The organism is Microbacterium xerophyticum (genome assembly GCF_053543555.1).
In genome coordinates, this window is the sequence record NZ_JBLVOB010000007.1 from 691,135 (window position 1) to 703,178 (window position 12,044).

Sequence of the window (12,044 nt, forward strand, 5' to 3'; positions counted from 1 at the left end):
CGGATGCCGCGACGCGGACGGCTCCGTGTGCTCCTGGGCGCGGCTCCCGGCGTCGGCAAGACGTTCGAGATGCTCGCGGAGGGCCGCCGCCTGTTGCTCGAGGGCCGCGACGTCGTGATCGCGATCGTCGAGACCCACGATCGCGCCGCGACCCTGGCCCAGACCGTCGGGCTGCCAGAGATTCCGCGCCGCGTCGACCAGCACCGCGGTGTCGCGCTCAGCGAGCTCGATCTGGACGCCGTGCTGGCCCGCGCACCCGAGATCGCCCTGGTCGACGAGCTGGCGCACACGAACATCCCCGGGTCCAGCCATCACAAGCGCTGGGAAGACGTTCAGGTGCTGCTCGACGCCGGCATCGACGTCATCACGACCGTGAACGTGCAGCACATCGAGTCGCTCAACGCCGTGGTCGAGAAGATCACGGGCGTCGCCCAGCAGGAGACGATCCCGGATGCCGTCGTGCGCGCCGCGGACGAGATCGAGGTGATCGACCTCGCCCCCCAGTCGCTGCGCGATCGTCTGGCTGCGGGCCTCGTGTACCCCGCCGAACGCGTCGATGCCGCCCTCTCGAACTACTTCCGACTCGGCAATCTCACAGCGCTGCGGGAACTCGCGCTGCTGTGGCTCGCGGATGAGGTCGACAGCGCGCTGCGCAGCTACCGTGCCGAACAGGGCATCGAGGGCGCATGGCAGGCGAGGGAACGAGTGGTGGTCGCCCTCACCGGCGGGGCGGAGGGCGAGACCCTGCTGCGCAGAGGAGCCCGCATCGCAGCGCGCTCGGCGGGTGGCGAACTGCTCGGAGTGCACGTGTCCACGCAGGACGGACTGCGCACCGAGGCACCGGGAGCGCTGACCGCCCAGCGCACGCTGGTCGAATCCCTCGGCGGCAGCTATCACCAGGTCATCGGCGACGATGTGCCCGAGACCCTCGTCGAGTTCGCCCAGTCGGTCGATGCGACCCAGCTGGTGATCGGCGTGAGCCGTCGCGGCCGACTGGCAGCCATGCTCACCGGCCCGGGCATCGGCGCGGAGGTCATCCGGCGCTCCGGCGACATCGACGTGCACATCGTGACGCACGCCCACGCCGGCCGCCGCACCGCGCTGCCGCGCATGACCGGCGGTGCGCTGGGATGGCGCCGCCAGGTGCTCGGCTTCGTCGTCGCGCTCGTCGGCGGGCCGCTGTTGTCGTGGCTGCTGTTCACGCTGCGCACTCCGGAGTCGATCACCTCCGACGTGCTGTCCTATCAGCTGCTCGTGGTCATCGTCGCGCTGATCGGCGGGCTGCGCCCGGCGCTGTTCGCCGCGGTGCTCTCCGGGATCACGCTGGACTTCCTCTTCGTCGCACCGCTGTTCACCGTGACCGTCGCGCATCCGCTGCACGCCATCGCGCTCGCGCTCTACGTCATCATCGCGATCCTCGTCAGCCTGATCGTGGATCAGGCGGCACGACGCGCGCGCTCCGCCCAGCGTGCGACCGCCGAGGCCGAGCTGCTGGCGTCCATCGCCGGCAACGTGCTGCGCGGCGACAGTGCGGCGCTCGCCATCGTCAGCCGGACGAGAGAGGCCTTCGCGCTGAGCGGCGTGCGCCTGGTCGCGCCGGACGGCGAGGTCATCGCCACCGACGGTGAGCCCCTGCGCGACGGCCGTGCCACCACCATCCCCGTCGGCCGCGGCGGCGACGGGGAACCGCGCGCACTGCTCGAGCTGCACGGCGGGCCGCTGGACACCCCGTCGCGCAGACTGCTGGATGTCATCGTCGCGCAGCTGTCGGCCGCGATCGAGCACACCGACCTCAGCGCCACCGCGAAGGAGGCCGAGGCTCTCGCCGAGACGGATCAGGTGCGCAGCGCCCTGCTGTCCGCGTTGAGCCACGATCTCCGTCGCCCGCTGGCCGCCGCCGTCGCCGCGATCGGAGGGCTGCGCGGAGCGCACCGCCTTTCGGCATCCGACCGTGATGAGCTGCTCGCCACGGCGGACGAGAGCCTGGCCGCCCTGTCGACGCTCATCACGGATCTGCTGGACGTCACGCGTGTCGAGGCGGGAGTGCTGGCCGTCTCGGCCACTCGGGTCGACGCGTCGGCCGGCATCCTCGCCGCGCTCGACGAGCTCTCCCTCGGCCCCTCCGCCGTCGAGCTCGCCCTCGACCCCGCACTCCCCCCGCTGCAGGCCGACCCGGTGCTGCTGCAGCGCGTGCTCGTGAACCTGCTCACCAACGCGTTCCGGCATTCGCCCGCCGATCAGCGCGTCATCGTGTCGACGAGCCGTCTGGGAGAGCGGGCCGAACTGCGCATCATCGACAAGGGCGCCGGAGTGCCACCGGAACGGCACGGCAGCATCTTCCAACCGTTCCAGCGCTACGGCGACACCGACAACACCACAGGCCTCGGTCTGGGTCTCGCCCTCTCGAAAGGGTTCACCGAGGGGATGGGCGGTAGCCTGACTCCGGAGGACACCCCGGGTGGCGGCCTCACGATGGTCATCTCCCTGCCGCTGGCCGCGGGAGAGTCCGACATCCAGGAGGCGGAGTGAAGCTGCTCATCGCCGATGACGATCCGCAGATGGTCCGTGCCCTCCGCATCACCCTCGGGGCGCACGGCTACGAAGTCGTCGCCGCCGCCGACGGCGCGGGAGCGATCGCGGCTGCCGCGCAGACGCATCCGGACATCATCCTTCTCGATCTCGGGATGCCGCGACTCGACGGCATCGAAGTGATCCATGCCCTCCGCGGCTGGACGACGGTGCCCATCATCGTGGTCTCCGGCCGCACCGGCTCGGCCGACAAGGTGGAGGCCCTCGATGCGGGGGCGGACGACTTCGTCACCAAGCCCTTCCAGATAGATGAGCTGCTCGCCCGTCTGAGGGCGCTGTCGCGTCGGGCGACGCCCGCGACGGGAGAATCCACCGTGCGCTTCGGTGACGTCGTCATCGACCTGGCCGCGAAGGCCGTGACCCGCGACGGCACAAGAGTGCACCTGACACCGACGGAATGGCGGATGCTGGAGCACCTCGCCCGCAACCCCGGCGCCCTCGTGACGCGCCAGGATCTGCTGAAGGGCATCTGGGGCAGCGACCAGGTGTCAGACTCCGGCTACCTTCGGCTGTACATGTCGCAGCTGCGCAAGAAGCTCGAGGCTTCGCCGGCCGAACCAGTGCATCTGCTCACCGAGTCGGGAATGGGCTATCGGCTGGTGCTCTGACCCGGACTCGCGCGCGAACTCAGACGTCGCGCGACCGCCACAGCAGCCACACGAAGTACGGCGCTCCCAGCAGCGCGACCACGAGACCCGCCGGCAGCTGCTCCGGCGCGATGATCGTGCGACCGATCGCATCGGCAGCACCCACCAGCAGCGCACCGAGCAGCACCGCAACGGGGATCACCCTCGTGTGCCGGGAGCCGACCAGCGCGCGGGCGGCGTGCGGGGCGACCAGGCCCACGAAACCGATCACCCCCACCGCTGTCACGCTGAGAGCGGCCAGCACCGCCGCGGCGACGAGCATGATCATGCGCGTGCGTTCCACCCCGATGCCGATCAGGCGGGGCGTGTCCTCGTCGAGCGCGAGCACGTCGGCGTCGCGGCGCACCGCGAAAGCGAGCGGCACGGCGATGACCAGCACGATCGCGACGGGGATGACCTGCTCCCAGATGCGCCCGTAGGTCGTCCCGGAGAGCCACGTGTAGATCTTGGGCGTGTCCCACGGGTTGGCGCGCAGCAGCAGGAACGTGGTCAGCGCGGATGCGCCGTAGGAGACGCCGATGCCGATCAGGATGAATCGGTCGGCGTTCAGCCCGCCGCGCCACGCGAGCAGGTAGACGAGGCCGAACGCGAGCAGCGCTCCGACCACCGCTGCCGCGATCATGCCGGCGGTGGAGGCGACGGCGCTGGTCACGATGATCACGGCGCCCAGGCCCGCGCCTCCCGTCACCCCGAGGATGCCCGGGTCCGCGAGCGGGTTGCGGCTGACGGCCTGGATGAGGGTTCCGGCGAGGGCGAGAGCGGCCCCGGCGCACATCGCCGCGGCGACACGCGGTGCCCGCTCTGAGAGCGCGAACGCGATCTGCGGCGGTGCCTGTCCCTGCAGCCACAGCACCACGTCACCGGTGAGCAGCGCGGTGTGCCCGAGCAGCAGGCCGACCAGGCCGATGACGACCACTCCGACCCCGGCGAGCACGATCACGATGCGGAATCGGCGCGCGCTCCGCACCCCGAAGCGCACTTTCGGGGGTTCCCTGGTGGGACCCGCGTCGCGGAGACGCCGAGCCATCAGCACCAGCACCAGCGCGCCGAGCAGCGTCGTGGCCACACCGGTCGGGATGCTGATCGCCTGCTCTGCCCCGAGGATCGCCCTGAGCACGGCATCCGACACGATCACGACGAGCGCGCCGAGAAGACCGGATGCCGGCAGCAGGAAGACGTGCCTGCTGAGCCCCGGCACGACGCGGGTGAGGAGGCGTGCGAGCACGGGTGCGCACAGTCCGACGAAGCCGAGCGGACCGGCGAGTGTCACCGAGACCGCCGTCAGCGCGACGGCGAAGAGGATGCCGATCGCCCGTGTCGAGCGGATCGGGATGCCGAGTGAGGAGGCGGTGTCATCACCGAGGGCGAGGACGTCGAAGCGTCGGGAGAGCAGCAGCGAAGCCGCCAGCACGAGCACGACGACAGGGGCGGCCTGCAGGAAGGCGTTCAGGTTCAGCTGCGTCAGCGAGCCGCTGCCCCAGGCCAGCAGGCCCTTGGTCTCCTCCGAGAACAGGATGAGCAGAGTCGAGGTTCCGGCCTGGAACGCCATCGCCAGTGCGGAGCCCGCGAGCACAAGGCGCGTGGTCGAGGATGCCGCGCCGCCGGCGAGCCCCAGCACGATCACCGCACCGACCAGTCCACCGATGAAGGCGACCGTGCCGGACGCCCAGATCGGCAGCGCGATGCCGAACGCGGCGATCACCGTGACGGCCAGGTATGAACCGGCCGTCACCCCGAGCGTGTCCGGTGAGGCGAGAGCGTTGCGCGACAGCGACTGCAGCAGAGTGCCGGCTACGCCGAGTGCGACACCGACGGTGACGCCCGCGGCGAGACGGGGGATGCGCGAACCCCACAGCACCGTCTCGTCGGCGAATGCGGCGCCGCTCGTGCCCTGCGTGAGATGCCACAGCGAGACGAGGACGAGCAGCACGGCGAGGGCGATGAGGGCCCCCACCGCGCCGAGGCGCGCGGCGCGCGGGACAGGGGCGGCGGTCGCCTCCGTCGGAGCGCCGCGCGTCTCGGTGAGCGTCACTTGCTCAGTGTCATTCGCTCAGTGCCGCGACGTACGCGTCGATGATCTGCTGCGCCGAACGAGGACCGCCGAAGGTCCAGATGCCGGCGGGGAAGCTGTAGATCCGCTCCTCCGCGACGGCCGGAACCGTCTTCCAGATGCTGTTGCCGTCGAGTGCGGCGAGGAACTCGTCCGAGTCGTCTCCGACCGTGCCGGTGTGCAGCAGCGTCGCGTCGCCGATGGCGAGCATGCCCTCGATGTCGGTCTGGCCGAGACCGTACGCCGCGTCGACCTCGCCGGTCCACGCGTTCGTGAGACCGAGCTCTTCACCGATCTCGCCGATCAGCGAGCCCTGCCCGAAGGGCCGCAGTGCGACGTTGCCGCCGTCGATCCAGCCGTCGAAGAACACGAAATCTGTGGTGGGGAGGTCGGCATCGGCGAGCGTGCCCTTGGCATCGGCGAGGTAGGCGTCGAACTCGTCCTTCACGACCTCGGCGCGCTCCTCGCGGCCGGTGGCCTCGGCGATCAGGTCGAAGGTGGCGAGCATCTTCGCGATCGGATCGGCGGCATCCGCGCCGATCGTGGCGATCACCGGCACGTCATAGGCCTCGAGCTGAGAGATGATCTCATCGTCGGGGCCTGTGGCCTCGACGATGACCAGGTCGGGGTTCGTCGCGAACAGCGCATCGAGGTTCGGCTCCTGCCGCGTGCCGACATCGACCACGCCCTCCGGCAGCGCCTCCGCGGTGTCCCAGGTCGTGTAGCCCTCGGCATCGGCCACGGCGACCGGCGTAACGCACAGCGTGAGGGCGTCCTCGATCTGCTGCCACTCGAGCACGGCGACGCGCTCGGCCGGCTTGTCCAGCTCGACCGTGCGGCCGAAGTCGTCGGTCAGCGTGACCGCGTCGGTGGAGGTGGACGTCTCATCGGCCGCGCAGTCCTCGCTCAGGGCGGATTCCGGAGCGGCGGTGTCCTGCGCGGCGACGTCGGTGGTGCCGCATCCGGACAGCATCAGCGCAAGGACGCTGACGGTCGCGAGCGCGGTGATCGGGGTCTTGTTCATGCTTCCTCTGTTCACTCTTCCTGTGTTCATGACATCGATGCTTCGGCGAGTCGTGGCCGCGGATGCCGCCCCCGCGGCAGTACTCGGACGTGCCCTGTCTCGTCGTCGACGACCGTGTCGATGTGCAGCCCGTACACCTCGGAGAGATTCTCGGAGGTGAGCACGTCGGCAGGCCGACCGCTGGCGCGGACCCGCCCGTCGTGAAGCAGGATCACCTCGTCGGCGACGGAGGCCGCGTGCCCGAGATCATGGAGGACCACGCCCAACGCGGTGCCCCGGTCGGCGAGATCGCGGACCAGGTCGAGGGTCTCGATCTGGTAGCGCAGGTCGAGATGGTTGGTCGGTTCATCCAGGAGAAGGATGCCGGTGTCCTGCGCGAGGCACGTCGCGAGCCACACGCGCTGCAGCTCCCCACCCGAGAGTTCGTCCACGGCGCGGTGCGACATCTCCGCGAGACCTGCCAGCGCCAGCGCGCTGTCGATGGCCGCACGATCCGCATCGCTCACTCCGGCGAAGCGGCCTCGATGCGGGTGCCTGCCGAACGCGACGACATCACGGATCTCGAGCCCGGACGGATGGGGCCGCGACTGCGAGAGCATCGCCACGGTACGCGCGAACTCTCGTGCGGACAGCGTCCTCGATTCGGCCTCGCCGACGTGGACCGTTCCGCCCTCGACGGGGTGAAGTCGGGCGAGGGCACGCAGCACTGTCGACTTGCCGCTGCCGTTCGGGCCGATGAGCGCGGTGACGGCGCCGGGTCGAAGCTGCAGGGAGACGTCGTGGACGACGCGGTCCTTGCGATAGCCGAGGGCCAGATTCTCGCCACGGAGGACGCCGTCGAATGCGCGGAGGGGGTCTGAGCTCACGTTAGGAGAGCCTAACCTATATCTCCGATCCTCGCGATCTGCGCATGTGCTCTGCGCGTGCGCTCCGCGGCTCGCGACGCGTGCTCAGCGTCGGGCGACCACCATCGCCGCCTCGGTGCGGGTCGCGACACCGAGCTTGCGCAGGATCGCCGAGACGTGCACGCTCGCGGTCTTCGCACTGATGAACAGCCGCTCGCCGATCTGCTTGTTGCTGAGCCCCTCGGCCACGAGCTCGAGCACCTGCCGCTCCCTGATCGTGAGTTCGAGGTCATCCGTCGGACGCTCTGCGGTCGTGATCCCGCTCGCCCGCCCGAACGCGGAGACACTCCTCTGCAGAGGGACGTGACCGATCCGATCGGCGACGGCCGCAGCATCCGCCAGCACCGCCTGCGCCTCGCTCCTTTCCCCCGCCTGGACCAGCGACCGTGCCAGTTCGAGTCGGGTGACGCCGCGCATGATCACCGGCACGTCGTGCGCGTCGGACGCGGCGACGGCCGCGGCGAGCGCATCCGGCGAGGGCTCGAGCATCGCCTCGAGCATCGTCTCCCAGTCGTCGGCGCGCACAGCGTCCGGCAGCTCCGACCACAGCCGGCGGATCGCCGAGACGGCAGTGCCGGTGTTCTCACCGGATGCCCGCACCTCGGCCACGATCCAGCCGGATTCGAGCAGCAGCCGATACGCGTGCAGCAGCACGAATCCCTGATCCTCGGTCATCGCGACGACCGCGGCGAGCGCATCAGACCATCGTCCGCGGGCGACCGCGAGTGCGATCTCGTCCTCGATGAGCCGATACCACGCCTGGCGCTCGATCTCCCCCGTGCGCTGCAGCGACGGCAGCCACTCCTCACGCAGCCGCTCGGCCTCGTCGACCTCACCCTGCCATGCGAGAACGCGGATGCGCGTGAGGACGACGTACTGATCGTTGAGCACCTGGGGTCTGCCCACCGGCACCGACGCCAACCGCGCTCTCGCACCGTCGAGGTCGCCGAGCGTGAGCAGCGGTTCGGCCATGTTCTGCACCATGAGCGTGCCGGAGGCGCGTTCGACTCCCAGCTCTCTCGCCTTGGCCACGCCGGCCTCAGCCACGTCGAATGCCTCGTGGTGCCGCCCGAGCAGCGCGAGGATGTCTGAATAGTTGACCTGGTAGCGCAACTCCGCGCCGCCGTTGCTCGACTTCGCGAACCGCTCCGCTTCGCGGTAATCGGCGAATGCCTCGTCCAGTTGCCCGAGGTACGCCCGGCACGTGCCACGGAGGTTGTGGGCCACCGAGATCGCGTAGGGATCGTCGGCGCGCTGCGCGATCGCGAGCGCCTGCGTCGCCGTGATGATCGCCTCGCGCGGCATCGAGGCGAGCATGTGCTTGCCGGCGATCTGGTTGAGGAGCGTCGCGTGCAGACGGTCGTCATCGACGCGCGCATCCACGATCTCCAGCGCCTGCAGATACAGATCCTTCGAGCCCGGCAGCCCGAGGTTGCTGCGGAACTCCCCCTTGTCCCGCAGCAGTCGGGCATGCTCTGCAGGGTCGGTGCTGTCATCGACCTCGTCGAGCGCGCGCTCGGCGATCGCGAGCGCCCGCTCCGCTTCGCCCGCGTTGCGCAGGATCGATCCGATCTGACGCAGGAGCTGCACGTGCGTCAGCGCGACGACGCTCTCCGGATCGGGCACCTGCTCCCACAGTTCCAGCGCGAGCTCACCGAACCGGGCCCCGCTCGCGAAGGCGAACCGGGACTTCGCCTCGTGCATCGCCTTGACGGATGCCGCCAGCGCCTTGTCCGGCACCTGCGCGAGTCGCCAGTGGTGTGCGAGCGAGGAGCGATCGCAGCGGTCGAGCAGCTCGGCGCGGGCCTCGAGGGCCTCGGCGTACGAGCGGTGAAGCCGCGCCCGCTCGCCAGGCAGCAGGTCGTCGTGCACCGCCTCACGCAGCAGCGCATGCCGGAACGTGTACTGATCGTCATCGACCGAGAGCATGCCTCCCTGCACTGCAGCGCGTATCGCGTCGTCGAACCGGTCGTCCGGCAGACGAGCGAGTTCGGCGAGCAGCGTGTGCGAGAGCATCCCCTCGGCACCGGATGCGACGCGCACGACGTGCCGAGCGTCATCGTCGAGCTGGTCGAATCGCACGAGCAGCATGTCGCGCAAAGAGCCGGGAAGCGGTCCCGCCGCGCAGCACGCGACCTCTTCGATGAAGAACGGCACACCCTCGACGCGCTCCATCAGACGCTGCAGAGCGGCCTCGGTGAGCGAGTCGCCCGCGAGCTGTCGGACGAGCTGCCGCGTGGCGTCGGCGTCGAGGCGGCGCAGCGAGAGCCGTTCGATGAGCCGAGCACGCGTGGTCTCGGCGATGAAACGGCTCACGGCGTCGCCTCGTCGCACATCATCGCTGCGGCAGGTGATGACCACGAGCACGCGGCCCGACTGCAGAGTGCGCAGCAGGAACGAGAGCATGCCCAGCGTGGAGTCGTCCGTCCAATGCACGTCTTCGATCACGATGACCTGCAGTGCGCGTTCGGCTGCGGCCTCGATCAGGGTGATGACCGCGCCACGGAGTGCGTCGGGACTCGTGAGCTCGCGCTGCGCCGCGCCGCCGCCGAGTTCCGGGACGAGCATCCGCAGCGCCTCGGCGCCGACTCCGACAGCGGCGCGCGCCTCGTCGACACCGATGGTCTCGACGAGGGAACGGAGGATGCTGATCAGCGGACCGTACGCCGAGCGGGCGGTTCCGAGATCGAGGCAGCGCCCGACATGCACTTCGGAGTGCGGTGCTACGTCGCTCAGGAACTCCCGCAGCAGACGCGTCTTGCCGATGCCGGCCTCTCCTTCGATCAGCACGGCCGACGGCTCGCCACCGGCCGCCCTGTCGAACGCGCGCCGCAGTTCGGCGAGTTCGTCGTCGCGACCCACCATCGTCGTGCTGTCCGTCGGAACCGTCACCTGTTCATGGTGCCACGCACCGCGGACAGCGGGGCCGGAGATCTCGGCGGGGAAGGGGTTCACCGCGCGTGCGCGGGTCGCGCGGTGTGATCGCAGACGGCTCGCGCACCGTCCGCGGACGTGGCCGCCGACGCGGCATCCGCTCGGCCGGCACGGAACCAGCCGCGCATCCGATCGAGGACGGGGTGCGCGCGGGGGATGATCCTGGACGGGTTCTCGGCGATGATGCGGCGCATCTCGTTGGCGCGGTCCACGCGCTCCTGCTCGACGATGATGCTGCCGTACGTGAAGGACGGGTGCTCGTACATGATGTCGACTCCTCTGCTGCGCCTTCTGGCGCTGAGTCAACACTCCGCTCTAAGGCCCCCTGCCGACATCGGGCAGATGCCTTATTTCCGTGCCCCGGCCGCCTCAGACGGCCGCATCGATGAGCACCTCAGCCGCGCCTCGCGCCTGCGCCGCGACCCGGGGATCGGCGGAGATCGCTGCCGTGCTCTGCGCTCCTTCGGCCAGGATGGACAGTTGTGCGGCGAGGATCTCTGATGCGCCTGTCTGCGCGACGAGCCCGGTCATGTACTCCTGGAACGACGCCTTGTGCTCGCGCACGATCCTGGCCACCTCGGGTACTGTGCCGCCGAGTTCACCGAACGCGTTGATGAACGCGCAACCACGGAAATCGTCGGTGCTGAACCAGTCCTGCAGGAAGTCGTACACGGCGAGCAGACGCGCGCGGGGATCGTCACCGGCGGCCTGCACCGCGCTCGTAACCATGCTCTCCCACTCATCGTGCTTGCGGGCGAGCACCGCCTTGATGATGTCGTTCTTCGAGGGGAACAGCGCGTACACCCGCTTGAGGGAGACGCCCGCCGCCGCACGCAGCTCATCCATGCCGACAGCGGCGTAGCCCTTGGCGTAGTAGAGCTCCTCGGCCGCGTCGAGGATGCGTTCCCGCGACTTGTCTGAATCCATATCCCGATTGTACTTGACATGAGAACGATCGTTCTCTACATTTGTGATCAACGGCGGAGAACGATCGTTCTCCACTCTCTTCCAGAAAGGCAGAACCATGGGGTACATCAACGTCGGCACCGAGAACTCCGCTCCGATCGAGCTCTACTACGAGGATCAGGGCGCCGGCCAGCCGGTCGTCCTCATCCACGGCTACCCGCTGAACGGCCACAGCTGGGAGCGTCAGACGCGCGAACTGCTCGCGAACGGCTACCGCGTGATCACCTACGACCGCCGCGGGTTCGGGCAGTCGTCCAAGGTGGGCACCGGGTACGACTACGACACGTTCGCCGCCGACCTGAACACCGTGCTCGAGACCCTCGATCTGCGTGAGGTCGTACTCGTCGGATTCTCGATGGGAACGGGTGAGCTCGCCCGCTACGTGTCGCGCTACGGGCACGAGCGGGTCGCGAAACTCGCCTTCCTCGCATCGCTCGAGCCGTTCCTCGTGCAGCGCGACGACAACCCGGAAGGCGTCCCTCAGGACGTCTTCGACGGGATCGAGGCTGCCGCGAAGGGCGATCGGTTCGCCTGGTACGCGGACTTCTACAAGAACTTCTACAACCTCGATGAGAACCTCGGAACCCGCATCAGCCAGCAGGCGGTCGACGGCAGCTGGAACGTCGCGATCGGCAGCGCACCGGTCGCCGCCTACGCCGTGGTCTCCGCGTGGATCGAGGACTTCCGCGGCGACGTGGAAGCGGTCCGTGCGGCCGGCAAGCCGACGCTGATCCTGCACGGCACGGCGGACAACATCCTGCCGATCGACGCCACCGCGCGACGCTTCCACCAGGCGGTGCCCGATGCCGAGTACGTCGAGGTCGAAGGCGCCCCGCACGGTCTGCTGTGGACGCACGCCGACGAGGTCAACGCCGCACTGAGCGCATTCCTCGGCAAGTAAGGACCCTGTGACGCCGACTCCGGCGGCC

General features: G+C 69.5%; 9 protein-coding genes. 3 read left to right on the forward strand and 6 right to left on the reverse strand.

Annotated features, from left to right (window positions below):
• Nucleotides 1-3: 3 nt before the first annotated feature.
• Entirely contained in the window at nucleotides 4-2,529 is a 2,526-nt protein-coding gene (locus ACNPNP_RS14835) for an ATP-binding protein (protein ID WP_448967266.1), read from the forward strand.
• The gene (locus tag ACNPNP_RS14840; RefSeq protein WP_448966793.1) at nucleotides 2,526-3,197 is read left to right on the forward strand and encodes a response regulator; all 672 of its coding nucleotides are present in this window, start codon (nucleotides 2,526-2,528) and stop codon (nucleotides 3,195-3,197) included. Before ACNPNP_RS14835 ends, ACNPNP_RS14840 begins: the two co-directional genes overlap by 4 nt.
• A 19-nt stretch (nucleotides 3,198-3,216) precedes the next feature.
• Here ACNPNP_RS14840 and ACNPNP_RS14845 read toward each other — a convergent pair whose 3' ends face one another.
• The 6 genes from ACNPNP_RS14845 to ACNPNP_RS14870 all read right to left on the reverse strand — a co-directional run bounded on the left by ACNPNP_RS14845 (nucleotide 3,217) and on the right by ACNPNP_RS14870 (nucleotide 11,076).
• Nucleotides 3,217-5,268 carry an iron ABC transporter permease gene (locus ACNPNP_RS14845; RefSeq protein ID WP_448966794.1) on the reverse strand — a complete coding sequence of 684 codons (2,052 nt, stop codon included), beginning with the start codon at nucleotides 5,266-5,268 and terminating at the stop codon, nucleotides 3,217-3,219.
• Nucleotides 5,269-5,278: 10 nt separating this feature from the next.
• On the reverse strand, nucleotides 5,279-6,310 hold the full coding sequence (locus ACNPNP_RS14850; RefSeq protein ID WP_448966795.1) for an ABC transporter substrate-binding protein: 1,032 nt from the start codon (nucleotides 6,308-6,310) through the stop codon (nucleotides 5,279-5,281).
• Between the two features lie 26 nt (nucleotides 6,311-6,336).
• Nucleotides 6,337-7,176 (reverse strand): ABC transporter ATP-binding protein, encoded by an 840-nt coding sequence (locus tag ACNPNP_RS14855; protein WP_448966796.1) that lies wholly within the window; start codon nucleotides 7,174-7,176, stop codon nucleotides 6,337-6,339.
• A gap of 84 nt (nucleotides 7,177-7,260) precedes the next feature.
• The gene (locus ACNPNP_RS14860; RefSeq protein ID WP_448966797.1) at nucleotides 7,261-10,107 is read right to left on the reverse strand and encodes an ATP-binding protein; all 2,847 of its coding nucleotides are present in this window, start codon (nucleotides 10,105-10,107) and stop codon (nucleotides 7,261-7,263) included.
• A 59-nt stretch (nucleotides 10,108-10,166) separates the two neighbouring features.
• The gene (locus ACNPNP_RS14865; protein ID WP_448966798.1) at nucleotides 10,167-10,415 is read right to left on the reverse strand and encodes a hypothetical protein; all 249 of its coding nucleotides are present in this window, start codon (nucleotides 10,413-10,415) and stop codon (nucleotides 10,167-10,169) included.
• A gap of 103 nt (nucleotides 10,416-10,518) precedes the next feature.
• A complete protein-coding gene (locus ACNPNP_RS14870) occupies nucleotides 10,519-11,076 on the reverse strand; it encodes a TetR/AcrR family transcriptional regulator (RefSeq protein WP_448966799.1) in 558 nt (185 codons plus the stop codon).
• A 97-nt stretch (nucleotides 11,077-11,173) separates the two neighbouring features.
• On the opposite strand from ACNPNP_RS14870, the gene ACNPNP_RS14875 reads away from it, so the two are divergent.
• Nucleotides 11,174-12,016 carry an alpha/beta fold hydrolase gene (locus ACNPNP_RS14875; protein ID WP_448966800.1) on the forward strand — a complete coding sequence of 281 codons (843 nt, stop codon included), beginning with the start codon at nucleotides 11,174-11,176 and terminating at the stop codon, nucleotides 12,014-12,016.
• The last annotated feature ends 28 nt before the right edge of the window (nucleotides 12,017-12,044 follow it).

Coding starts and splice junctions, on each gene's coding strand:
- ACNPNP_RS14835 (WP_448967266.1), top strand. CDS start 4: ATGCCGCGACGCGGACGGCTCCGTGTGCTCCTGGGCGCGGCTCCCGGC.
- ACNPNP_RS14850 (WP_448966795.1), bottom strand. CDS start 6,310: ATGAACAAGACCCCGATCACCGCGCTCGCGACCGTCAGCGTCCTTGCG.
- ACNPNP_RS14865 (WP_448966798.1), bottom strand. CDS start 10,415: ATGTACGAGCACCCGTCCTTCACGTACGGCAGCATCATCGTCGAGCAG.
- ACNPNP_RS14870 (WP_448966799.1), bottom strand. CDS start 11,076: ATGGATTCAGACAAGTCGCGGGAACGCATCCTCGACGCGGCCGAGGAG.
- ACNPNP_RS14875 (WP_448966800.1), top strand. CDS start 11,174: ATGGGGTACATCAACGTCGGCACCGAGAACTCCGCTCCGATCGAGCTC.